Origin of the sequence: Paractinoplanes ferrugineus (assembly GCF_016862195.1) — a bacterium.
GTDB classification, from domain to species: domain Bacteria; phylum Actinomycetota; class Actinomycetes; order Mycobacteriales; family Micromonosporaceae; genus Actinoplanes; species Actinoplanes ferrugineus.
The window spans coordinates 15582-39614 of record NZ_BOMM01000044.1; the positions used below are offsets into that span (position 1 = coordinate 15582).

The following is a 24033-nucleotide window of genomic DNA, read 5'->3' on the forward strand; positions in this document are numbered from 1 at the left end:
CCCTTCTTCACCGGAGAGGGGGGCTCCGCGGCCTTCGAACACCCCTTTTTCCCGGAAGACGGGGTCTGGTGCGCGCCGGCACGCGGGTCAGCGCTTCGCCAGGTGACGGCGCAGGTCGCGGGTTTCGCCGGACACCGGACGGGCGGCCAGGATGCACGTGTCGTCGTCGGGGTTGGCCTGCTGGAGGCGGGCCAGGAGTTGGGCCAGCGGCTGCTGCGGGGAGGCGTGCACGGCCTCGTCGACGGTGCGGATGACCTGGGCGAGGCCGTCGTCGGGGCCGCCGTGCCGGTGTTCGACCAGGCCGTCGGTGTAGAGCAGCAGGACGTCGCCGATGCGGAACTGCAGGCGGGCCGTCGGGTAGACGGCGTCGTTGACGACGCCGAGCATCGGGCCGGGCGGGCGTTCCAGGGGGGTGGTGCGGCCGCCACGGCTGAGCAGCGGTGGCGGGTGGCCGGCCTGGGCCCAGGTGATCTCGCCGATGGCCGGGTCGAAGCGGGCGACGACGGCGGTGGCCGACAGTTCCGGATTCTCCCGTTCGAGGTCGAAGGTCAGCCGGTTGAGGTGTCCGAGCAGGACACCGGGGTCGCCGGTGGTGACGGCGAGGGCGCGCAGGGCGTGCCGCAGCTGCGCCATCATGGTGGCGGCGTGGGTGCCGTGACCGGCCACGTCGCCCACGGCGAGCAGCACCGATCCGTCGCGCAGCCGGGTCGCTTGATACCAGTCGCCGCCGACGAAGCTCTCCTGACCGGCCGGCAGGTAGCGCAGCGCCACCTTGAGGCCGGGCAGTTCGATCGGTTCCTCGGGGATGGGCTGGACGACGCGCTGGAGGCGGCCGGCGAGCTGGGGCTGGTCCACCTCGGGGAAGTGCTGGGAGTCGTTGCGCCGGCCGGTGACGTCCTGCACGATCGCGAACACCCGCAGCGGGCGGCCGTCGGCGTCGCGGATCGCGTCGCTCACCGTGCGCAGGTGCCGGACCCGGCCGCCGAGCATCACCCGGGTCGTGACGTCGGCCTGGGCACCGCTCCCGCCCGGACCTGGGCCCCCAAGAGCCGGCCCGGCAAGACCAGGGCCGGCAAGACCAGGAACGGGGCGGGACGGGGGGAAGAGCGGGTCGACGAGTGCGTCGATCTCGGCCGGGGTGAGCGGGCCGAGCTGCGGGTCGCGGTCGTAGAGGCGGTACATGTTGTCGGACCAGATGATGTCGCCGCTCATCAGGTCCCACTCGGCCCAGCCGAGGTTGGCGAAGCGGTCGAGCTCGTCGAGTTTGGACCACTGGAGCAACAGGCCGTGACCGAGCCGCTGGGCCCGCACCGTGTAGTGGCCGTCGGCGTAGCGGAACGGGCCGACCGCGGCCGGGCAACCGGACTCGAGGACGTCCTGGTAGACGTCCCAGCCGGAGGGGAACTGGCCGCTGGCGCGCTGCCCGAGGAGCTGACGTCCGCGGCGGCCGTCGGGGGTGGCCGCGCCGGGGCTGGCGGCCTGCCAGACGAGGTCGATGATGCGGCCGTTGCGGTCACGCTCCGCGGTCAGGTAGCCACTCATCCCCGGAGTCGAGTCGAGCACTCGCTGCACAAGGGACACCCACGGCGCGTAACGGCGGGCCGGGCGGGGAACGACCGGGGTGGTCAGGGCGGCGGCCACCATCTGCGGCACCGATCCCGCCGAGGTGATCGCGACGTCGAGGACGCGGATCACTCCGGCCGCCACCTCGGTGACGTCGCGTTGCTGGTCAGCGGCCATCCGGAGGAGGTGGTCGTGGGCCTCGGCGAGGCGGCACCGGGACCGTCCGGCGAGCAGGCCGACGGCCCGCTCGATCAAGAATCGATCGGCGGCGACCACGGTGCCGGCGGCTAACGTCACCCACGCCCTCCCCAGAAAAACGACAGGTCTCTTTAGTACGTCGGTGACGGACCCATCGTCATCGGCCGTTCATCCGGACCGCGTCGACCAGCGGTTGCTCCGGGCCGCACTTCACCCGAACGGGGCCTGATCGAGAAGGGGAAAGATCGAGAAGGGCGATTTTCGCGAACCGGGCTCAGATCTCGAACGGGGTGCCGAGCTCGAACAGGTCACGCATCGCCTCGGTGAGGCGGACCATGGAGGAGCCGGTGACCATGCCGAGCCGTTCGGCCCCGATCGAGGCCGGGAGCCGGCGCATCCGGTTGACCACCACGACGCCGGTGATCGGGTCCTGTTCCATCAAGGGAACGGCGTAGGGCGGGAGTTCGAGGGCTCCGCGCTGCCGGACGATCGGGGCGCAGAACGGGGCGGCGTTCTTGCGCTCGTTGTAGCTGTCGGCGGACAGCACCAGCACCCGATAGCGCAGGTCGGTGCGGTCGCCGATGGTCCAGATCTCGCCGCGCCGCATGTCAGCGCATCCCGGGCACGGCTGGCGAAGGCATGCGCACGAGGGTACCGCTGTTCGGATCTTACGAGACGCGCGGGCAACGGCGCGCCGGAAACGACAAGGATCGAACCAAGATCGGTCGGGTCCCGTAGGTAAGAATGAGGGCGTTGCAAGCAGCTAGGGAAGGACGTCAATAATGTCGGAGAAGGCACAGATCGGGGTTACCGGTCTGGCGGTGATGGGGCGCAACCTGGCGCGCAACTTCGCCCGGCACGGGCACACCGTGGCCCTGCACAACCGCTCCTACGGACGCACCAAGGAGCTCGTGGAGGAATTCGGCCACGAGGGCAAGTTCATTCCGTCGGAGAGCGCCGCGGACTTCGTGGCCAGCCTGGAGCGCCCTCGCCGTGTCGTGATCATGGTCAAGGCCGGTGGGCCGACGGACGCCGTGATCGACGAGTTCGCTCCCCTGCTCGAGCCCGGGGACATGCTCATCGACGCGGGCAACGCGCATTACCTGGACACCCGGCGGCGTGAGGCGGCGCTCAAGGAGAAGGGCCTGCACTTCGTGGGCGCCGGCGTCTCGGGTGGCGAGGAGGGCGCGCTGCACGGACCGAGCATCATGCCGGGTGGCCCCAAGGAGTCGTACGACGCGCTGGGTCCGCTGCTGGAGGACATCTCGGCCAAGGTCGACGGGGAGCCGTGCTGCGTGCACGTCGGCCCCGACGGTGCCGGGCACTTCGTCAAGATGGTGCACAACGGCATCGAGTACGCCGACATGCAGCTCATCGCCGAGGCGTACGACCTGCTCCGGCAGGTGGGTGGCCACCAGCCGGCGGAGATCGCGGAGATCTTCAAGGGCTGGAACGAGGGCCGCCTGGGCTCGTACCTGATCGAGATCACCGCCGAGGTGCTCAAGCAGGTCGACGCGTCCAGCGGCAAGCCGTTCGTGGACGTGGTGCAGGACCAGGCCGAGCAGAAGGGCACCGGTCGCTGGACCGTACAGGCGGCTCTGGACCTCGGTGTTCCGGTCAGCGGCATCGCCGAGTCGGTGTTCGCCCGCGCCCTGTCGGGTGGCGCGGACGTGCGCAAGGCGGCCGCCGACGCGGGTCTGCCCGGCCCGTCGCCGTCGGCCGGGGCGCACGGTGGCGATCTGCAGGCGGATGTCGAGCAGGCCCTGTTCGCGTCCAAGATCGTGGCGTACGCGCAGGGCTTCCAGCAGATCCAGGCGGCCAGCAAGGAGTACGACTGGGAGATCGACCCGGGCGCGATGGCGAAGATCTGGCGCGCGGGCTGCATCATCCGCGCCAAGTTCCTCGACTACATCAAGCAGGCGTACGACAAGCAGCCGACGCTGTCGACGCTGCTGGTCGACGACTACTTCCTGGACGCGGTGAGCGGCGCCCAGGACGCGTGGCGGCGGGTCGTGGCGACGGCCGCGCAGCAGGGCATCCCGGCGCCGGGCTTCGCGTCGGCGCTGGCCTATTACGACGGCCTGCGGGCGAAGCGTCTGCCGGCCGCCCTGATCCAGGGTCAGCGTGACTTCTTCGGGGCGCACACCTACCGCCGGGTCGACAAGGAGGGTTCGTTCCACACCCTCTGGGCGACCGACGACCGCACCGAGGTCGAGGCCTAGTTGTTGACCGTCACGGGGTCGGCGGCCATCAGGGCGCCGGCCTCGTCGGGCGGGAGCGGCTTCGCCATGAAGAAGCCCTGGCCGAGGCGGTAACCCATGTCGCGGAGGCGGTCGAGCTGGGCCTCGCTCTCGATGCCCTCGGCAACCGCCGACAGCTGGAGGTACTCGGCCAGCTGGGCCACCGCCGCCGCGATCGCGAGGCGGCCGCGGTCCTCGCCGTCGGCGATGCCGTCGACGAACGACTTGTCGAGCTTGAGCACGTCGACCGGGAAGGCCCGCAGCAGCGAGAGCGACGACTGGCCGGTGCCGAAGTCGTCGAGCGCCAGCCGGATCCCCATCTCGTGCAGGGCCTGCAGGGTCTCGCGCACCTGCCGGCCGTCGGCCACCGACGACTCGGTGATCTCGATGACCAGGTTGCCGGGCAGCAGGTCGTACTCGGCGAGCACGGCGGCGACCTCGTCGACGAAGCCGGGTTCGCGCAGCTGCCGTACGGCGACGTTGACGTTTATCGCCTTGATCGCCCCGGGCCCGTGCTCGGCTTTCCACACCGACAGCTGCCGGCAGGCCTCGCGCAGCACCCACGAGCCGAGCCGCACGATGAGTCCGGAGCGCTCGGCCACCGGGACGAAGTCGCCCGGCGAGACGAGCCCGCGTACCGGGTGTTTCCAGCGCACCAGCGCCTCGGCGCCGTGCAGCCGGCCGGTGACGATGTCGAAGACCGGCTGGTAGAGCAGGAACAGCTCGTTGCGGATGATCGCGTTGTGCAGCTCGCTGCCGAGCCGGGCGTGGTTGACGACGTCCTGGCGCATCCGCGGCTCGAACCGCACCCAGGCCGCCTTGCCGCCCTCCTTCGCCGCGTACATGGCGATGTCGGCGTTGCGCAACACCTCGTCGGCGCCGTCCCCGGCCCCGGCGATGGCCACCCCGATGCTGGCGTGCGCCAGCAGGCGCTCCTCGCCGACCTTGAACGGCTCGGCGAGCGCCCTCTGGATGCGGCCGGCCGCGTCCTCGGCGACGTCGATCTCCTCGTCGTCGAGCAGGACCGCGAACTCGTCGCCGCCGAGGCGGGCCGAGAGCGAGGCGGTCGCGCTGTTGTTCCGCAGCCGCTGGGCGACCTGGTAGAGCAGTTGGTCGCCGAGCGCCGGCCCCATCGAGTCGTTGATCATCTTGAAGTCGTCGATGTCGATGAGCAGCACGGTGGCCGGCCGGTGCGAGGCGAGCCGTTCCTCCAGCGCGGAGCCGAACCGGGTGCGGTTGGCCAGCCCGGTCAGCGGGTCGGTCATCGCGAGCCGTTCCAGCTGCACCTGCTGCGTGCGCAGCCCGGTGAGCAGGCGCTTGTTCTCGCGCAGGCCGAGCAGCTGGCGGGCGACCACGCAGACCACGATCAGCACGGCGCCGATGATCACGGCCCGTTCGCGGCCGTTCATCTCGCGGGCGGACACCGAGATGACCATGGCGGCGGTGGCGACCGAGGCCAGCATCGGGATCAGGCCCCACATGGTGCGGTGGTGCCGGGCCGGTTCGGCCGCCGGGCGGGCGAGCACGTGCCGCTGCCGCCAGGCGGCCACGGTGAAGGACAGCGCGACGAGCGGGCCGGTCAGCACCGAGATGGCCAGCCGGGGTCCGTCCGTGCCGGCGATCAGCAGGACGGCGGTGATCGCGCCGACGATCGGGGCGACCGAGAGGATCCGCAGGGACAACGAGTCGACCGGCGGGTGCGGGATGACCGCCGCCTTGCCGATGATCGCCAGGGCGAGCAGGCCGAGGACGCCGACGGTGCCGGCCGCGATCATCGTGTCCTGGTCGGTGCCGGGCGGGGCGTAGCTGAGCACGACGTACCAGAAGACGAGGGCGCCGGCCACGCAGACCGTGACGAAGTCGAGAAGGATGCGGGCCCAGCCGGCGGCGCTGGAGTCGCCGAGCGGCAGCCGCGCCATGGCGCCGACCACCCAGACGATGCCGAGGACGTTGGGGGCGGCCGCGACCAGGGACAGTCCGGCGTTGTTGTTCGACAGCGACAGCGAGACGCACTGACCGATGAACAGCAGCACCCCGGCATGGGACATGGACCGCCAGAACGAGCGGACCGGGCGGTCGACCCGGATGTTGGAACCGATCTTCCAGCATCCGAGGACGGCCGCCGCGAGCGCGATCGGGCCACCCAGGTAGCCGAGAAGCACACTGCTGCCGGTATGCACCGCGAGCCACACGCACACCGCGAGGCCGGCCGCCGATGCGACGAGCATCGGGACGAGGCCGGCGGACGCGCGGCGCACGGTGCTGGCGGTCATGCGCCCCCCTGGGCAGATATGTCTGTGCGGCATACCTGTCGGCTACCAGGGGGTGGAGCTGAGAAGATCAGCCCTTCAGTGCGGCGGAGACCACGCCGCGAGCCTCCTCCTGGATGCGGGCGAGGTGGTCAGCGCCCTGGAACGACTCGGCGTAGATCTTGTAGACGTCCTCGGTGCCGGAGGGGCGGGCGGCGAACCAGCCGCTCTCGGTGACGACCTTGAGACCACCGATGGCCGCGCCGTTGCCGGGTGCGTTGGTGAGCACCCCGGTGATCGGCTCGCCGGCCAGTTCCTTCGCGCTGACCTGCTCGGGCGACAGGGCGCCCAGGATCGCCTTCTCCTCGCGGCTGGCGGGCGCGTCGATGCGGGCGTAGGCCGGCGACCCGAAGCGGGCGGTCAGGTCGGCGTAGTGCTCCGACGGCGTCCGGCCGGTCACCGCGATGATCTCCGAGGCGAGCAGGTCGAGGATGATGCCGTCCTTGTCGGTGGTCCACACCGAGCCGTCGAGGCGCAGGAAGGACGCGCCCGCGCTCTCCTCGCCGCCGAACCCGATCGAACCGTCGACCAGGCCGGACACGAACCACTTGAAGCCCACCGGCACCTCGTCGAGGCGGCGGCCCAGGTCGCCCGCCACCCGGTCGATCATCGAGGAGGAGACCAGGGTCTTGCCGATCGCGGCGCCGGCCGGCCAGCCCGGCCGGTTGGCGAACAGGTAGGAGATGGCGACGGCCAGGTAGTGGTTGGGGTTCATCAGCCCGGCGTCGGGCGTGACGATGCCGTGCCGGTCGGCGTCGGCGTCGTTGCCGGTGGCGAGCTGGAACCGGTCCTTCTGCGAGATCAGGGAGGCCATCGCGTGCGGCGAGGAGCAGTCCATCCGGATCTTGCCGTCCCAGTCCAGCGTCATGAAGCCGAACGTCGGGTCGACGAGCGGGTTCACCACCGTGAGGTCCAGGCCGTACCGTTCGCCGATGGCACCCCAGTAGGCGACGCTGGCCCCGCCCAGCGGGTCGGCGCCGATGCGCACCCCGGCGTCGCGGACGGCGTCGAGGTTGATCACCCCGGCCAGGTCGGCGACGTAACCGTCGAGGAAGTCGTAGCCGGTGACCAGCGCCGACGAGCGGGCCCGGGCGGCCGGCACCCGGCGCACCTCCTTCAGACCGCCCGCGATCAGCGCGTTCGCCCGGTCCTGGATCCAGCGGGTGGCGTCGGTGTCGGCGGGGCCGCCGTTGGGCGGGTTGTACTTGAAGCCGCCGTCGGCCGGCGGGTTGTGCGACGGGGTGACCACGACGCCGTCGGCCAGTCCGCCGGTGCGGCCCTTGTTGTGGGCGAGGATCGCCCGCGAGACCGACGGGGTCGGCGTGTAGCCGTCCCGGCTGTCGATCAGCGTGGTGACGTCGTTGGCGGCGAACACCTCGAGCGCGGTGATCATCGCCGGCTCGCTGAGCGCGTGCGTGTCACGGCCGAGGAAGAGCGGGCCGTCGGTGCCCTGCGCCTTGCGGTATTCGACGATCGCCTGACTGGTCGCGGCGATGTGGTCCTCGTTGAACGCGTTCTTGAGCGACGAGCCGCGGTGCCCCGACGTGCCGAACGCGACCCGCTCGCCCACGGCGTCCGGGTCGGGGTGCTCGGTGTAGTAGCGCGAGATGACCCGCGGCACGTCGATGAGGTCCCTCGGTTCGGCGGGGGTCCCGGCTCGGGGATCAACGGACATGGGGGCCTCCTTCGGGGCATGTAACCTGCCTGGAGCCTATCGATAGCGGCGCCGGTTGAACCTTCCCGCTCCGCTATCCGAACTACCTGTCGTGACGAGAGGGCCGAAGTGACACGAGCGGCACGATTGCTGGCGGCCGCGCTCATCGCCCTCGGTGTTCTCCTGATACCCGCGAGCCCGGCTTTCGCACACGCCGCGCTCATCGGGTCCACGCCGGCGCCGGGCAGTGTGATCGGCTCCTCCCCCAGCGAGATCGTGGTGACCTTCAGCGAGGGCATCACGGCGGTGGCGGGGCGCGTGCAGGTGCTCGATCCGGATGGCAAGCGCATCTCCGGGACTCCCACGGTGTCCGGGGCGACGCTGCGGATCCCGGTGCGCCGGGCGGCCCAGCCGCTCGGCACCTACCTGGTGAGCTATCGGGTCATCTCCGCCGACAGCCATCCGGTCGGCGGCGCGATCACGTTCTCGGTGGGCGCACCCTCGGCCGAGCCGCCCAAGGCCGGCGAGGCCGGCATCCACCGGTCGGTCACGCTGGCGACGCCGGTCACTCGCTTCCTGGGGTACGCGGGTCTGACGCTCACCGCCGGACCGGCCCTGTTCCTGGCGCTGCTGTGGCCGAGGCGCCGGTCCCGGGTGGCGGCCACCCGCACCGCCTACGCCGGTCTCGGCCTGGTCGCGGTGGCGACGCTCGCCTCGCTCTGGGTGCAGGCGCCGGCCAGCAGCGGCGCGGCCCTGTGGGACGTCAGCGGCACCGAGCTGGGTCAGGTGCTGACCAGCTCGTACGGAATCATCTTGAGCTGTCGTTTGATCTTGTTGGGGGTCGTCGGCGTCCTGCTGCGGCCGGTGCTGCGCGGCACCGCCCCCCGGTGGCGTGGGCTCGCGGCGGTCGCGGTCGCCCTCGGGACCCTGGTCACCTGGCCGCTGACCGGGCACGCGGCGGCCTCGCCGCTGTCGGCCGCGATCGTCGCCGCCGACGTCGTGCACATGGCGGCGATGGCGGTCTGGCTGGGCGGCCTGCTCACGCTCACCGTCTTCCTGCTGCGCCGCACCCACCCGCGGGTGCTCGGCGTGCTGCTGCCGGTCTGGTCGCGCTGGGCGGCGCTGGCCGTGGTGTGGCTGGTGGCGGGCGGCATCGTGCAGGCGGTCGTGCAGGTCGGCACGATCCGGGCGCTGTGGGAGACCGACTACGGCAGGCTGCTGATCGCCAAGGTGGTGATCCTGGCCGCCACGCTGGCCGCCGCCTGGTATGCCCGCAGGCTGGTCAATCGCCGGCAGGTGCCGGCCGCCGGCGCCGGCCCGCTGCGCCGCGCCGTCGGCATCGAGGTCGCCGCGACGGTGGTCATCCTGGGCCTCAGCGCGGTGCTGGTGCAGGTCAACCCGGGTCGCAGCGCCTCGGTCGACCAGGGCGCGGTACGCGAACAGGGCGTCTCCCAGACCCTCACCTGCCCGCTGTACACGCTGCAGTTCAACATCTTCCCGGCCCAGCTCGGCGACAACAACACCATCCACGCGTTCGTCTACACGCCGGCCGGGGCGCCGCTGCCGGCCGACGAGTGGACCGTCACGTCGCAGTTGCTGGGCAAGAATCTCGAGCCGGTGACCGAGCCGCTGCTGCCGTTGAACCCGCGCCACCACGCGGCCGGCGCGATCACGTTCCCCTACCCGGGCGACTACGAGATCAAATTCACCGTGCGGATCGGTGAGTTGAACCAGGCCACCGTCAAGACCACAGTTTCGGTACCGGCAGGTTCCCCGTCGAGGTGACTTCCGGTCACCTTCTGGGCAGAAGTACGGCCATGCATGTCTCCGTGGTCGGTAATCCTGATGACACGGTCGTGGTCTCGGTCCGCGGCAACCTCGACGTGGACAGCGTCTCCGTGCTGACGAACACGCTCGACCAGGTCCTCGACCGCCCGGCGCCGCGGATCGTGGTCGACCTGTCGAGCGTCGAGTTCTGCGACTCGATGGGTCTGAGCAGCTTCGTCGTCGGTCACAACCGGGCCGTCGCGACCGATGGCTGGCTGCGGCTGGCCTGCCCGCCCGCGTTCTTGAAGCGCCTGCTCGACACGGTCGGGCTGACCGAGCGGCTGGGCGTCTACGCCACCGTCACCGCGGCGCTCACCGACCTATAGCTCGGTGACGATCACGTCCAGCCGGCCGGGTGCCGGTTCCTCCACGGTGTACTTCAGGTCACGCAACGTGCCCACCACCTCACCGATCGAGGTGGGCGCCGCCCCCGACTCGGCCAGCGCGCGCACGATCCGCCCCTTGGTGGCCTTGTTGAAGTGGCTGACCACGGTCCGCTTCGGCACCCCGCCGACCGGTCGCTCGTGCAGCACCCGCATGCTCGCCGCCTCGCCGGTCGGCACCGACATGGCCGCATAGGCGCCGGAGCGCAGATCCAGGACCGGTCCGTCGACGACCAACCGCTTCTTCCAGTACGCGGTGAGCCCGCCCAGCCCCGGGAGGGAGACACCGATCGAGCACCGGTAGGCCGGGATCCGGTCGTCGAGCCGCACCGCGCCCCACAGTCCGGAGAAGATCAGCGCGCGGTCCGACAGCCACTGGTGCGCGGCCGCCGACAGGGTGGGGGCGTCGAGTGCCTCGTACAGAACCCCGGTGTAGACCTCGGCGGCCGGCGCCGCCGGCGCCTCGAGCAGCGTGGCGTTGCGGGCGATCTCGCCCTTCTGACCGTCGCTGAGCCCGAGCACCGTCAGCGAGTCGGCCACCGAGCGGGCGCTGCTGCGCTTGCACATCGCCACCAGCTTGCCGAGCACCCGCCGCCGCGCGGTGGCCAGCTCGGGCCGCCACAGCCGGCCGAGATCGACCGGTGCACCGCGGACGGCCGGCGTCTTACCCTCCGACGGCGGGAGCAGGATCAGCACTTCTTCACTTCGCGGCGAGGACGTCCACGACGAAGCGCAGGTCACCCTGGCCCGGGTAGGCCAGCGCCTCGGGCACGTCGAGCTGGGTGCGGCTGCCGACCTTGAGGCCGACGATGCCCTCGTCCCAGCCCTTGATGACGGCGCCGACGCCGATCTGGGTGCTGAACGGCTCGCCCCGCGACCACGACGAGTCCATGACCTCACCGGTGGCGTACTTGACCAGCTTGTAGTTGGCGGTGACGGTCTGGCCCTTCTGGACCGCCGGGCCGGTGCCGGGCACGAGGGTGGTCTTGACCAGCTTGGTGAGCCTGCCGGTGCCGCCCTTGACGTCCGGCTCCTTGCTCAGCGCGGGCGGGGTGTTCACCTGCGCCGCGGTCGGTTGGGGCGCCGCCTCGGACGGCTGCGGTGCCGCGTCGGTGGGCTGGGCCGGCGCCGCCGACGGCTGGGTCGCGACGGGCGGCGGGGCGGCCGCCGAGGTCTTGTCGGAGTCGTCGCTGTTCCGGACCACGAAGAAGACCACGGCCAGGACGACGACGATCGCCACCCCCGCGAAGGCGCCGGCGAACGCCTGTCCGCGACGCTTCGAATCAGTCTGGGTGCTCATATGCTGTCGACTCTCCTGTGACGGGCTTGGGCGGAAACTTCCGACACGGTACCCGTAGCGGTGACGCACCCCTCACGAAACCTCCACCGAACCGCCGAGGCGGGTGATCGTCCATCCGGATCGTCACTCAAATCGTTCTTCACCGTCACTGATCGAAATGAGATCGTTTACCGGTCTCACCAATTGAAAACACGTGAGAACGCTTTCACGGCCGGGCGGGGCCACAGAACGACCAGGGGAGGGTCCGTTTGCCGTCGACCGGTATTGGTCGCGAGCCCGCGCGCCGCCGTGGTCCGTTCCGCCGGACCGCGCACATCGGATTCCGCCGAGCGGCGGAGTCGACTCCCGGCACCGCCCCCCGCGACCAGGGCAGGCGTAACGAGATCCTGTCCTCGGCCTCGGTCATCCTGGCCGGGGTCATCGTGGTGGTCGGGTTCGGCTTCGTGGCCAGCCGGGTCATCAACGGCGAGGGCGGCAACCCGTTGCCCGATCCGCCGCCCACCGCCGCGCTCGGCGGTGCCGACCTGCCCTCGGGCAGCCCCGCCCCGATCCCGATCGGCAGCCCGTCACCCTCCGTCCCGCCAAGTCCGTCGCGCTCGGTGACTCCGCCACCCGCGACGAGCAAGCCGACGACCAAGCCGCCGTTCCCGGGCAGCATCCAGATCGACGCCTCGGCGGTGCCCGGCTCGGTGGATCTGACCGCCGAAGGCACCTCGGACTGGGTCCACTGGGGCCTGAACGGCACGTTCTCGCTGGAACGCAGGAAGAGCGGCGGCTTCAAGATCCTCGAGGGCACGCCGACCGCGCCCCGGTTCAAGCACGCCCTGAGCCCGGAGTTCTTCCGCTGGACCGGCGGCGACCCGGTCGACCGCAGCGACGGCACCACCACCGGCATCCGCACCTGCGGCACCGGCAACGCGTTCAGCATCAGCGCCCCGGCCTCGACCACGGCCCGCACGCTACGGCTGTACGTCGGCGTGATCGACGCCAAGGGAGAGCTGTCGGCCTCCCTGTCGGCCGGATCGGCCAAGGCGGCGCGTTCGGTCCAGCAGCGCGACGGTACTTTCCGCACACTGGTCTACACGGTTACCTATCGGGCACCGGCGGCGACCAGAATCAACTTCAAGTGGAATACCGTGCAGGCGTTAGGGGACGGCTGCGGTGGGGTCGCGCTTCAGGCCGCGACCCTGCGCTGAGATACTGAAACTTTGAAATAAGCGGAAAAAGGGGATCTAGTGTTCGCGGGCTGGGGATCGTGGGTTGCCCGCTTCCGATGGCCGGTGCTCTCCGTCGCGCTCGTCGCGGTGATCAGCGCCGGCATCTGGGGGCTGGGTCTTTTCTCGCAGTTGACCGAGGGCGGCTACACCGACCCCGACAGCGAGTCCGCGCACGCCTCGGAAGCGATAACGCAGGCGTTCGGCGCGCAGGGCGGCGACCTCGTCGTCATCTACACCCCGACCAAGGGCAAGATCGACGACGCCGCGCTCGGCAAGGCGGTCAAGGACTCGCTGGCGGCACTGCCCAAGTCGGCGGTCACGGCGTCCAGCTCGTACTGGTCGACGAAGTCCCCGGCGTACACCGCCAAGGACAAATCAAGCGCGATCGCGCTGATCAACCTGGCCGGCCCGGACGACTCCGCGAAACTCGAGGCCTACCGCGAGGTCGACGACAAGTTCGCGGTCGACGGTGCCGACGTGCAGCTGTCCGGCGCCACCGTGCTCGCCGAAGCCTCGTCCAGCCGTTCCACCGAGGATCTCGGCAAGGCCGAGGCGATCAGTGTGCCGATCACCCTGATCCTGCTCGTGTTCATCTTCGGCTCGCTGGTCGCCGCGTCGCTGCCGGTGCTCGTCGGTGGCGCCTCGGTGCTCGGCTCGCTGGGCATCCTGCACGCGGTCGCCGGGGTGCACGACGTCAACTCGTTCGCGGTCAACGTGGCCAGCCTGCTCGGGCTCGGGATGGCGATCGACTACGGCCTGTTCATGGTCGGCCGGTTCCGCGAGGAGCAGGCCGAGGGGCGTACGCCCGCCGAGGCCGTGGCCCGCACCGTCGGCACCGCCGGACGCACCGTGGTCTTCTCCGCCACCATGCTGATGATCGCCCTGTCCGGGCTGCTGCTGTTCCCGCAGGGCTTCCTCAAGTCGCTGGCCTACGGCGGTCTGGCCGCGGTCTTCCTGGCCGCGTTCCTCTCGCTGACGCTGCTGCCCGCGATGCTCGCCGTGCTCGGCCCGCGCGTCGACAAACTCCCGGTGCGGCTGCCCCGGTTCAAGGGCGGCAACGGCTGGGCCCGGCTCGCCGGTTTCGTGCTGCGCCGCCCGCTGCTCGTCGCGCTCCCGATCCTGGCCATCCTGCTGCTGCTGGCCGCGCCGGTGCGCAACGTCAAGTTCGGCGACGCCGACGAGCGCATGCTGCCAGCCGGCGACCCGGCCCGGGTCGCGATCGAGACCCTGAAATCGGACTACCCGCAGTTCACCGGCGACAGCGTGCAGATCGTGCTGACCGGCGCCAAGGACACCGCCTCGTTCGCCGTCGGCCTGCGGCAGGTCCCCGGCATCGCCGAGCTCGGCGTCCCGCGCCGGACCGCCGACGTCGCCGTCTTCACCGCCACGCTCAAGACCCCCGACGCGTTCAGCGACGAGGCCCGCGACGTCGTCGACGCCATCCGCGCGCTACCGGTCCCGGCCGGGGCGACCGTACTGGTCGGCGGCACCACCGCGCGCAACGTCGACAGCCTGCAAGCCACCGCCGACCGTCTGCCGCTCATGGTCGGCCTGCTGGCCGGCGCCACCCTGCTGCTGATGTTCCTGGCGTTCGGCTCGATCCTGCTGCCGATCAAGGCGGTGCTGATGAGCGCGCTCAGCCTCGGCGCCACGTTCGGCTCGCTGGTCTGGATCTTCCAGGACGGCCACGGCGCCGGCCTGCTGAACGTCTCCCCCGCCCCGTTGGAAGTCGGCATCGTCGTCCTGATGGCGGCGGTCGTGTTCGGCCTGTCCACCGACTACGAGGTGTTCCTGCTCTCCCGGATGGTCGAGGCACGCACCCGCGGCGCCTCCACCGTCGAGGCGGTCACCACCGGTCTGGCCCGAACCGGCCGCGTGATCAGCGCCGCCGCCCTGCTCCTGATCGTCGTCACCGGCGCCTTCGCGATGTCCTCGATCACCACCATGCGCTTCGTCGGCGTCGGCATGATCATCGCCTTGCTCCTCGACGCGACGGTGGTGCGCATGCTGCTGGTCCCGGCGGTCCTGCGCCTGCTGGGCGACGCGGCCTGGTGGGCACCGGGCCCGCTGCGGCGCCTTCAGGAACGAGCCGGCCTGGCCGAGTACGAGACCCCGCCGCCCCCGCCGTCGCCCAGCTCCGGCCGGCACGCCCTGCCCGACGACACCCAGGTGCTCAGCTACGCCGCCCCGGCGTACGCGCTGCCCTTCGCCCGAACCGACCTGCGCAGCATGGAAGAGATCCGCGGCGCCAAGGGGGCCACCGCCCTCGACGAGGTCTCCGGCGAGATCCTCGCCCTCCCCGCCCCCGACGCCCCGCTCGCCCTGCCCGCCGGCAGCAACGACGCCACCCAGGTCTTCTCCCGCTTCGAGGAGACCCAGGTCCTGAGCCTGCCCGCGGCCCCCGACGCCCGGGTGGTGGCCGACGAGGACCCGGTGGACGCCGAGATCGTCGAGGCCGACGCCGCCTTCACCGCCCCCGACGACGTGCCGGCGCTGCGCGAGTTCGACCCCGAACAGACCGCCACCCGCCTGGCCGAGCTCTCCGGCTTCCTCCCCGCCGTCCCGAGCTACGAGGCCCCCACCCCACCGAAGTCCCCCGAGGACTCCTACTTCTTCGGCTCCCCGGCCGCCCCGGAACCCGGCCCCCTGGCCCTCCCCCCGGGCCGCACCCCCACCCGCCCTGGCCCTTCCGCCGCCATTCCGGTAATTCCCGGAATGTCCCTCCCGCTGCCCCCCGGCACGGACCCCGACCCCATCCCCGCCGCCACCCCAGCCACCGAGTCCCCGACCGAGAACCCGCAGTGGACCGCCCTCACCCGGTCGTCGGCCACCCCCGAGCCCTCCACCGCCCCTACCCCGGCCCCGGCGGTCGCCGACACCCCCGCCGCCGAGGTCTCCGGGGACGAAGCCGCCCTCTCCCCCACCACCCGCGCCGCTCGGGACGAAGCCGACTCCTCCCCGGCCACCACTGCCTCGCCGGTCTCCTCCCCAGCTTCGCCGGCCGCCGACGAAGGTTCGGACGAGGCCGCTGTCGCCACCGAGCGGCCGGCCCACAGCGAGCCCTCCGCCCACAGCGAGCCGTCCCCTTACAGCGAGCCGTCCTCTTACAGCGAGCCGTCCTCTTACAGCGAGCCGTCGATTTTCGCCGAGCCTGAGCCGGTCACCGCCTCTGCGTCGCTCGCCGAGCCCGAGCCGGCCGCCGAGCCGGAGCTTGTCGCCGAACCGGAGCCGGTCGCCGAGCCCGAGCTTGTCGCCGAACCGGAGCCGATCGCCGAGCCGATCGCCGAGCCCGAGCCGGTCGCCGAGCCCGAGCCGGTCGCCGAGCCCGAGCCCGAGCTTGTCCTCGAGCCGGAGCCGGTCGCCAAGTCTGAGTCGGTCACCGAGGCCGAGCTTGTCACCGCCCCCGAGCCGGAGGCCGCGCCCGCCTCGGCGCCGGAGCCGACGGACCTCGACACAACCGCACCCTTCGCCGCCATGCCGGAGCACACCGCACCCGACACGGCCGAGCCCGCCGCGACGCCGGAGTCCGCCGCGTTCCATCCGGCCGAGCCCACCACCTCCACGTCAGCACCGGGTGCCTCCGGCGTGGCCGAGCCGGTCCGGTTTGCTGAACCGGCCTCTCCCGAGGCGCCGGAGCCGGACATCTTCGCCGCGCCGGCGGCCGCTGAGGTGCCTGAGTTCGACGTCTTCGCCACGCCCCGGTCGGCGGCCGCCACCATGCCGGAGCCGGCGGTGTTCGATTCGGCTCAGCCGGTTGCGTTCGGGCAGCCCGCCCCGCTCGGCACGCCGGAGCCGGCCGCATACCGGCCGGTGCAGCCGGTTGCGTTCGCCGAACCCGCGGCCACGGAGCCGACCGCGCACGATTCGGACGCGCACGAGCCGACCGCGCACGAGCCGCACGCAAACGAGCTGGATGAGTTCGTGGCGCCGGGGTCGGGTACGCCGGCCGAGGCGGAGCAGGTCGTCGCCGGGGCGGCTGAGCCGGTGGCGCAGGAGCAACGGGATCGGGGTGCGTACAGCGAGGACACCCCGGCCGAGTCCGCTCGGCGGGACGGTGGGGACCAGCAGCTGGGTGCGGAGTTCTACGCGCGGGCGGCGGCGACGCTGTTCGGGCCGGAGCCGACTCAGAGCGACTACGCCTACGCCCCGGCGGCACAGGTGGAGGCCGGGCCGACGGTGGACCTGGGGGCGCGGGCCGGGCGGCCGGCCACGCTTGCCGATCAGCCACCGGCCCGACGGTCCTCGAATCGGCCTACCGACCTCGGCACGTACCCGAAGGACGGCACGGCACCGCCACGCCGCCCGGCAACGCTCGGCGACCGGCCGTTCCCCCGGCGACCGATCTCCTCCTTCTCGGAGCCGCAGCCGCACGCAGAGCCACAGCCCCAGACGGAGCCGCAGCCGCCGACCGAGTGGCAGTCGCAGACCCAAGCCGAGCCGCAGTCACAGACCGGCCCGCAGCCGCCGACCGAGTGGCAGACGCAGACCGAGTGGCAGACGCAGAGCGAGCTGGAGCCGCAGCCCTGGACCGGGTCCGAGCCGCGGCCGTCGGGCGCTGCCGAGCCGGTGCTCCGCCGCCCCGCCGACCTGGCCGACCATCTGCGGGAATCGCGGCCGGCCGATCTGAGCGACTACACCGCGGGCAAGGTTCCTCGCACCCGTCGCCCGGCCGACGGCGTCCCGTCCAACCTGCCCGCGATCGGCCCGAGCTCTCCGGCTCCGGCCCGCCCGGCCCCGGGCGCGGAGACGACGGGGGCACCGGCGGGGGAGGCGGGCGACGGTGCCGCCCCGCGCCGGCCGGCGACGCTTGCCGATCACCTGTCCCGGCGCAGGAGTGACGAGTCCAGTCCCTGAACGGCTGACCGGCGGGGCGCGCAGGCCCGGGAACGACGGGGCCGGACCGGCGCCGGCCCGTCTCGAGAGAAGTTGATCAACGGGACCGGGCCGGCGCGGCGGTCGTATCGATCCCATGGTCGGTCAGCGGAAGACGAGGCCGCCGCCGACCTCGATGACCTGGCCGGTCAAGGCGCCCGCGCCGGCCGAGACGAGCAGGCGGACGGTGGCCACCAGGTCCTCGGGCAGCAGCGAGCGCGGGATCGCCTGGGTGGCCACCAGCGGCGCGTGGGACTCGACGTCGCGGCCGCCGGCCAGCTCGGCCTCGCCCTCGGTGCGGATGGCACCCGGGGAGAGTGCGTTCACGGTGATGCCGTGCGGGCCCAGGCTGCGCGCGAGCGACCGGGTGAGGCCGATCAGGGCGGCCTTGCTCGCCACGTAGGACGGGCCGGACGGGCCGCCCATCCGGACGGTCGGCGAGACCACGTTGACGATGCGGCCCCAGCCCCGCTCGGCCATGCCGGCGCTCAACGCCTGGGCGAGCAGCATCGGTGCGGTCACGTTCACCGCGAAGGTCTGGTGCCATTCGCCCAGCGGGAGTTCGCCGAACGGGACGTTCGAGGCCCGAGCCGCGTTGTTGATCAGTACGTCGACCGGGCCGGCCTGCTCGGCGAGGCGGCCCACCGCATCGGGGTCGGTGAGGTCGGCCTCCAGCATCTCGGCCGTCGCCCCGAGATCGCGGCACAGACCGGCCACGTTCTCGCATTCACCGGCCGCGTCGAGGTGGTGGAGCAGGAGGGTGTTGCCGGGGCGGGCCAGCCCGACGGCGAGGGCCGCCCCGATCCCGCGCCGCGCACCGGTTATCAAGATCCGCTGGCTCATGCCGGTCAGCCTATGCCCGGCCGCCGCGCGGACGGCCGGGCCGCCCCTGCTCAGATCCCCAGGGAGTTGAACAGGTAGAGCCAGATCTCGCTGCGCGTCGGGAACGACGGGATGGCATGCCGGAGCCGGTGCAGCGGGACCTCGCCGACCACGGCGATCGTCGCGGCCTGCAGGAAGTCGGCCACCTCGGTGCCCACGAAGGTGGCCCCGACCAGCACGCCCTTGTCCTCGTCGAGGACGAACCGGCAGGTGCCACGGCTGGTGCCGGTGAACGCCCCGCCCGCGTTGGCCTCGGTGCCGACGTCGACCACGCGCACCTTGAGACCGGCCTTCTCGGCCGCCGCGGCGGTGTAGCCGACCGCCGCCACCTGCGGCTCGGTGAAGATCACCCGGGGTGAACCGGGTCCGTCGGCCAGGTGCTTCTCGACCATGTCGCCGCCGAGGATGTCGGTGGCGGCGATCGCGGCCTGGTATTTCGCCATGTGGGTGAACAGGGCGCGGCCGTTGAGGTCGCCGATCACATAGAGCCAGTCCTTGCCGGGCACCCGCATCCGGTCGTCGACCTGCACGTAGCCGTCGGTGTCGAGGCCGAGGCCGGCCGACTGCGGGGTACGCCCGGCCGCCACCAGCACCCGGTCGGCGGTGACCGTCGAGCCGTCGGCCAGCGTCACGCTCACCTGGTCGCCGTCCCGGCGCACCGACTTCGCGGTCTGCCCGGTGCGGATGTCGACGCCCTGCTCGGTCAGCGACTCGGTGACCTGCACGCAGGCGAACTCCTCCTCGCGGGACAGCAGCCGGTGCTCCCCCTCGACGAGGGTGACACGGGTGCCGAACGACGCGTACGCCTGGGTCATCTCGGCCCCCACCACGCCGCCGCCGATCACGATGAGCGAGGCCGGGATCTCCTTGGCGGTGGTCGCCTCGCGGTTGGTCCACGGGTTCGCCTCGGCGAGGCCGTCGATGGCGGGGATCGTCGGCGTGGTGCCGCCGGCCAGGATCACCGCCCGCCGCGCCTCGAGCACCTCGTCACCCACCACGACCCGCTTGTCGCCGTCGAGGCGGCCCCAGCCGCGGAACAGCTTGACCCCCCGCTCGACCAGCCACGGCACCTGACCGCCGTCGTCGAGGTTGTTGATCACCTCGTCGCGGTGGCGCAGCACCGCCGGCACGTCGAGCTGCCCGGTGACCGCCTCGCGTACGCCCGGGACCCGGCGCGCCTCGGTGAGCAGCGCACCCGGCCGCAGCAGCGACTTCGACGGCATGCACGCGTAGAACGAGCACTCGCCCCCGACCAGGTCGGCCTCGACGATCGCCACCGAAAGTCCCGCCTCGGCCAGCCGGCCCGCGGCGACCTCGCCGCCCGGTCCGGCCCCGACGACCACCACATCAAAAGTCTGCATACCGACATGATCCTGCGTGCCGCGCCCGGTCGTGCTCCTAGGGTGACTTTATGGCCGTTTCGCAAGCGTCGGGACCCGGTGGGCTGAACACGGCGCGGACCCGGGCGGCGGTGCGGGCGACGGCCCGGTTGTCGGCGGAGATGCTGCTGATCCTGCTGCTGACCGGGGTGGCGCTGTGGATCCTGGGCCGGATGTGGTCGGTGGTGTGGCCGCTCACGGTCGCGCTGCTGATCACGACGCTCACCTGGCCACCGGCCCGCTGGCTGCGCAAGCACGGCTGGAAGCCGGCCCTGGCCGCCTCCGCCGTCACGGTGGGGTTCCTGCTGCTGGCGGGCGGCATCCTGGTGGGCATCGCGGTGCCGGTCGCGGCCCAGTCGGACGAGCTGACCGACGGCGTGGTCGACGGCATCCAGCAACTGCGCGACTGGGCGGCCGGCCCGCCGCTGAACATCGGCGACGACCAGATCACGTCGGCCATCGACACCGCGGTGGCGAAGCTCCAGAGCTCCATCGGCAGCGTCGTGACCGCCACCGTCACGGGCGTGGGCTCCGTCGTGAACGCGGTCGTGACGATCGTACTCGCGCTGTTCCTGATGTTCTTCTTCCTCAAGGACGGCCCGGGTTTCCTGCCGTGGCTGTCCCGTCAGCTGCCCGGCCGGCTCGCCACCGACGTGCCCGAGGTGGCCGGCCGCTCGTGGGCCACGCTCGGCGCGTTCGTGCGCTCGCAGGCGTTCGTGGGCATGCTCGACGCCGTCTTCATCGGGCTCGGCCTGTGGATCGTCGGGGTCCCGCTCGTGCTGCCCCTGGCCGTGCTCACCTTCGTGACCGCGTTCGTGCCGATCGTGGGCGCGCTGTTCGCCGGTCTCGTCGCCGTACTCATCGCCCTGGTCTTCAAGGGGTTGACCGCCGCCCTGGTCGTGCTCGGCATCATCGTGCTGGTGCAGCAGCTGGAGGGCAACGTCTTCCAGCCGATGGTGCAGAGCCGGGGACTGGGCCTGCACGCCGCGGTGGTGCTGCTGGCGGTGACGCTCGGCGGAAGCCTGGCCGGCATCGTCGGGAGCCTGCTGGCGGTGCCGGTCGCCGCGGTGCTGGCGGTCGGCTGGCGGTACGTGCGCGAACAGCTCGGCGACGGCCCCGCCTGAGCGGACAGAACCGGTCACCGATTGGCTCATTGCGGATCCGGCTTACGGTTCCTGTGGGAATTACAGGTTTCCGAAGTAGGCTGCGACGCGCAACACACTTGCCGGAACGAAGGGCGAGCGGATGGCCACCGAGGACAAGCAACGCCAGTTCGATCAGATCGTCGAACGGCTTACCGACGACTACCCGTCGCTGCGCCGGGTGCCCCGGCAGTGGCCGCGGGCGATACTCATTCCGGTGCTGTGCGTGGGCGGCGTGCTGTGGGGCCTGCTGTCGGTGGCCATGGTCGCCTGGGGCGCCACCGGAGTCGCACTGACCTGCACGGTCGTGGTGCTCGCGGCGGTCGCCCTGATCGCCGACCACTATCGTCGAAGGCCCTGACTAGAAGACGATCGACAGCAACTTGGGCGACCCCGTCCGCAAGGCGTTGTCGTTCAGGACCCGCCTGCACCCGTCGGCCTCGACGTAAAGCTCCACGTCCGGGGCGTACAGCACCGCGAAGCGGCTGGCCGGCGTGGTGCATTCGGCCGGGGTGCCGGCGGCCGCCAGTTCCTTCTTGACGGCTGCCCACTCGCCCGGCGCGAGCTTGCCGCCCGACTTGAACTGCCCGGCCGGCTTCCCGCTGCCCCGCTCCTCGGGCGGCACCTGGAAGACGCAGACGCGCACCGAGGCGTCGTCGGCCGCGAGGGTGCGGTCCGGTGTGCCTTTGCCGCCGCCCGTCAGACCGACCGCCCACACCATGTCGGCCCAGGTCTGCTCGCAACCGGCGGCCGCGGCACCGTCCGTCAAGGTGGTGCTCAGCGTGCGGCCGGAGACCCGCTGGGTCCGCAGTTCAGCGAGCGCGTCGCGGAATTCCGGGCGGGGCTTGCCGCAGGAGTTCACCGGGACACCGGGCCGGATCCACCGCCCGGACGCGTCCACCAGCGCGAGCCACGGCGCCAGCACGAGATCCGCCGTGCACGCTCCGTCGGTGCGCCTCTCATCGGGTAACCGCAACGCTTTGACCAGGGATGTGATGTCGGTGGCCCGGTCCTCCGCGGCCACCATGTCCTCCCCGCCGGCGGGTCGGCGGACCGGGGTGCTCCGGCAGAGCACGGCGGACACCGGCGCGAAGCTGTCGTCGAGCTTCGCCAGCCCGAACGGTTCCGCGGAGCCGACCAGCGCGTCGCTGTCCCGCGGCCCCGACACGGCACACGATTCCCACCGGTCATGCACTTCGGGCGACCCGCCGCCGGCTACCGGCGCCGCCGCGCCACAGCCACCCACCAACAAGATCAGGACCAAGCCCCATCCGCGTACGGCCATTGCTCCCCCAGTCGTCCGAAGCGCTTCACGTCCGGCACTAGGACGTCCGACGACCCGCACCCGTTCCCGCCGCCGGAACGCACGGCGGCCCGCTCGGCATCTGCCGGCGGGCCGTCGTTCAGGGTGGATCAGAGCTTGAAGCGGCCGATCACCTGCTGCAGCTCCGAGCTGATGCCGGCCAGCTCGGCCACCGCGCCGTTGGCCTCGACCAGGGTGGACGTGGTGGTCTGGGTGGCGCTGGCCACGCCGGCGATGGTGCCGGCGATCTCGGTGCTGCCGGCGGCCGCGTCGCTGACGCTGCGGCTCATCTCGCCGGTGGTGGCGGTCTGCTCCTCCACCGCCGAGGCGATGGTCAGCTGGTAGTCGTTGATGCGGGTGATGATGCCCGAGATCTCGCCGATCGCGACGACCGCGTTGGCGGTGTCGGCCTGGATGGCCTCGACCCGGCGGGAGATGTCCTCGGTGGCCTTCGCCGTCTCCTGGGCCAGGTCCTTGACCTCGCTGGCGACCACGGCGAAGCCCTTGCCGGCCTCGCCGGCGCGGGCCGCCTCGATGGTGGCGTTGAGCGCGAGCAGGTTGGTCTGCTCGGCGATCGCGGTGATCGCCTTGACCACGTTGCCGATCTCGGCGCTGGACGCGCCCAGCTTGGTGACCGTCGCGTTGGTGTGCTCGGCGACGCCGACCGCCTCGGAGGCCACCCGGGCCGCCTCGTTGGCGCTCTCCGCGATCTCGCGGATGGACAGGCCCATCTCGTCGCTGCCGGCCGCCACCGTGGTGACGTTGGTGGAGACGGTGCCGGCCGCGACCGCGACGGCGTCGGCCCGGTTCGAGGCCTCCTGGGCCGAGACGCCGATGCGCTCGGTGGTACTGATCAGGCGGCTGCTGCTGGCGCCCAGGGCCCGCGAGCTGTCGCTGAGGTGGCTGACGACGTCGCGCAGGCCGTCGCGGGCCTGGTTGACGGCGACCGCCATGGCGCCGATCTCGTCGCGGCCCTGCACATCGGCGGCCACCGACAGGTCGCCCTTGGCGACCGCGGCGAGCGACTCGGAGACGGTGGCGAGCTGGCGCAGGATGAGCCGGCAGACGAACACGGCGAGCCCGAGCGCGACCAGCATGGCCACCGCCATGATCACGATGAGCTGGGTACGGGCGTCCTGGTAGGACTTCTCGGCGGCGGCCGTCATGGCCGTCGACTCGGTTTCCTCGGTCCGCTGCAGGCTTTCGATGGCCGAGCGCAGGTCGGTCTGGGTCTGCTGCCAGACCGGGCCGATCTGGTCGGCGGCCGGGGTCTGGAAACCGGCCGGCGGGGCCTGGCGGAAGACGAGCACGTCGCGCAGCGTCTGGTAGTACTCGAAGGTGCTCGCGAGCTTCGTCGCCGCGGCGGTGCCGGCGGCCGAGCCGGCCGCCACCTTGCGATAGGCGGCGAGCGCGTTCTCGAAGCCGACCTCGGCGTCGCGGGTCCGCTTCAGGTAGTCGGCCTTGTTGGTGGGCAGCAGGGCGTAGAGCCACATGCCCTGGAAACTGTCGCTGGACGCGCCGCGCATCGTGCTGATCTGCACGAGGGCGTCGACGTGCCGCGTCTTCATCTCCTGGATGTCGTGGTTGAGCGAGTTCATCCGGCTGATGCCGAACACCCCGATGCCGAGGGCCGCGACCGCGACGATCAGGACCGACATGTAGATCTTGGTGCCGACCCGGAGGTCGGCGAGCTTACCGGCCAGCGGGTTACGCCTCGCGGTGATCTGCACGGTTCGCGGGAGTGCTTTTGCGCCCATCTGTTGC

Annotated in this window: 17 protein-coding genes; 7 read left to right on the forward strand and 10 right to left on the reverse strand. The window is 71.8% G+C overall.

Features of this window, described 5'->3' with window-relative positions; translation table 11 throughout:
- Nucleotides 1-87 precede the first annotated feature (87 nt).
- The gene (locus Afe05nite_RS23435) at nucleotides 88-1860 is read right to left on the reverse strand and encodes a SpoIIE family protein phosphatase (protein WP_239118137.1); all 1773 of its coding nucleotides are present in this window, start codon (nucleotides 1858-1860) and stop codon (nucleotides 88-90) included.
- Between the two features lie 175 nt (nucleotides 1861-2035).
- Complete coding sequence (locus tag Afe05nite_RS23440; protein WP_203819325.1) at nucleotides 2036-2368, reverse strand: type II toxin-antitoxin system PemK/MazF family toxin; 333 nt, start codon at nucleotides 2366-2368, stop codon at nucleotides 2036-2038.
- 175 nt (nucleotides 2369-2543) lie between these two features.
- On the opposite strand from Afe05nite_RS23440, the gene gnd reads away from it, so the two are divergent.
- On the forward strand, nucleotides 2544-3983 hold the full coding sequence (gnd, locus tag Afe05nite_RS23445; RefSeq protein ID WP_203819326.1) for an NADP-dependent phosphogluconate dehydrogenase: 1440 nt from the start codon (nucleotides 2544-2546) through the stop codon (nucleotides 3981-3983).
- Here gnd and Afe05nite_RS23450 read toward each other — a convergent pair.
- Both Afe05nite_RS23450 and pgm read right to left on the reverse strand, forming a co-directional pair.
- A complete protein-coding gene (locus tag Afe05nite_RS23450) occupies nucleotides 3980-6274 on the reverse strand; it encodes a putative bifunctional diguanylate cyclase/phosphodiesterase (protein WP_239118138.1) in 2295 nt (764 codons plus the stop codon). The genes gnd and Afe05nite_RS23450 overlap by 4 nt on opposite strands.
- A gap of 67 nt (nucleotides 6275-6341) precedes the next feature.
- A complete protein-coding gene (pgm, locus tag Afe05nite_RS23455) occupies nucleotides 6342-7985 on the reverse strand; it encodes a phosphoglucomutase (alpha-D-glucose-1,6-bisphosphate-dependent) (RefSeq protein WP_203819327.1) in 1644 nt (547 codons plus the stop codon).
- A 108-nt stretch (nucleotides 7986-8093) separates the two neighbouring features.
- Here pgm and Afe05nite_RS23460 point away from each other — a divergent pair, with 108 nt between their 5' ends.
- Nucleotides 8094-9749, forward strand: coding sequence for a copper resistance CopC/CopD family protein (locus tag Afe05nite_RS23460; RefSeq protein WP_203819328.1), 1656 nt, complete (start codon nucleotides 8094-8096; stop codon nucleotides 9747-9749).
- A gap of 32 nt (nucleotides 9750-9781) precedes the next feature.
- On the forward strand, nucleotides 9782-10117 hold the full coding sequence (locus Afe05nite_RS23465) for an STAS domain-containing protein (RefSeq protein WP_203819329.1): 336 nt from the start codon (nucleotides 9782-9784) through the stop codon (nucleotides 10115-10117).
- Here the strand turns inward: Afe05nite_RS23465 and Afe05nite_RS23470 are convergent.
- On the reverse strand, nucleotides 10112-10870 hold the full coding sequence (locus Afe05nite_RS23470) for a YaaA family protein (protein WP_203819330.1): 759 nt from the start codon (nucleotides 10868-10870) through the stop codon (nucleotides 10112-10114). The genes Afe05nite_RS23465 and Afe05nite_RS23470 overlap by 6 nt on opposite strands.
- A gap of 4 nt (nucleotides 10871-10874) precedes the next feature.
- Nucleotides 10875-11474 carry an FKBP-type peptidyl-prolyl cis-trans isomerase gene (locus tag Afe05nite_RS23475; protein ID WP_203819331.1) on the reverse strand — a complete coding sequence of 200 codons (600 nt, stop codon included), beginning with the start codon at nucleotides 11472-11474 and terminating at the stop codon, nucleotides 10875-10877.
- 248 nt (nucleotides 11475-11722) lie between these two features.
- Here Afe05nite_RS23475 and Afe05nite_RS23480 point away from each other — a divergent pair, with 248 nt between their 5' ends.
- A complete protein-coding gene (locus Afe05nite_RS23480) occupies nucleotides 11723-12670 on the forward strand; it encodes a hypothetical protein (RefSeq protein WP_239118139.1) in 948 nt (315 codons plus the stop codon).
- 39 nt (nucleotides 12671-12709) lie between these two features.
- Nucleotides 12710-17545, forward strand: coding sequence for an MMPL family transporter (locus tag Afe05nite_RS44640; protein WP_275407502.1), 4836 nt, complete (start codon nucleotides 12710-12712; stop codon nucleotides 17543-17545).
- A 123-nt stretch (nucleotides 17546-17668) separates the two neighbouring features.
- Here the strand turns inward: Afe05nite_RS44640 and Afe05nite_RS23490 are convergent, their stop codons facing one another.
- Complete coding sequence (locus tag Afe05nite_RS23490) at nucleotides 17669-18406, reverse strand: SDR family NAD(P)-dependent oxidoreductase (protein WP_203819332.1); 738 nt, start codon at nucleotides 18404-18406, stop codon at nucleotides 17669-17671.
- A gap of 50 nt (nucleotides 18407-18456) precedes the next feature.
- The gene (locus Afe05nite_RS23495) at nucleotides 18457-19806 is read right to left on the reverse strand and encodes a dihydrolipoyl dehydrogenase family protein (protein ID WP_203819333.1); all 1350 of its coding nucleotides are present in this window, start codon (nucleotides 19804-19806) and stop codon (nucleotides 18457-18459) included.
- Nucleotides 19807-19856: 50 nt separating this feature from the next.
- Between Afe05nite_RS23495 and Afe05nite_RS23500 the strand changes: the two genes are divergently transcribed.
- On the forward strand, nucleotides 19857-20948 hold the full coding sequence (locus Afe05nite_RS23500) for an AI-2E family transporter (protein WP_203819334.1): 1092 nt from the start codon (nucleotides 19857-19859) through the stop codon (nucleotides 20946-20948).
- A gap of 121 nt (nucleotides 20949-21069) precedes the next feature.
- Nucleotides 21070-21327, forward strand: a complete 258-nt coding sequence (locus Afe05nite_RS23505) for a hypothetical protein (protein ID WP_203819335.1) — start codon at nucleotides 21070-21072, stop codon at nucleotides 21325-21327.
- On the opposite strand, the gene Afe05nite_RS23510 is transcribed toward Afe05nite_RS23505, so the two are convergent.
- Both Afe05nite_RS23510 and Afe05nite_RS23515 read right to left on the reverse strand, forming a co-directional pair.
- On the reverse strand, nucleotides 21328-22134 hold the full coding sequence (locus tag Afe05nite_RS23510; protein ID WP_203819336.1) for a hypothetical protein: 807 nt from the start codon (nucleotides 22132-22134) through the stop codon (nucleotides 21328-21330).
- A 245-nt stretch (nucleotides 22135-22379) separates the two neighbouring features.
- Complete coding sequence (locus Afe05nite_RS23515) at nucleotides 22380-24026, reverse strand: methyl-accepting chemotaxis protein (RefSeq protein WP_203819337.1); 1647 nt, start codon at nucleotides 24024-24026, stop codon at nucleotides 22380-22382.
- Between the last annotated feature and the right edge of the window lie 7 nt (nucleotides 24027-24033).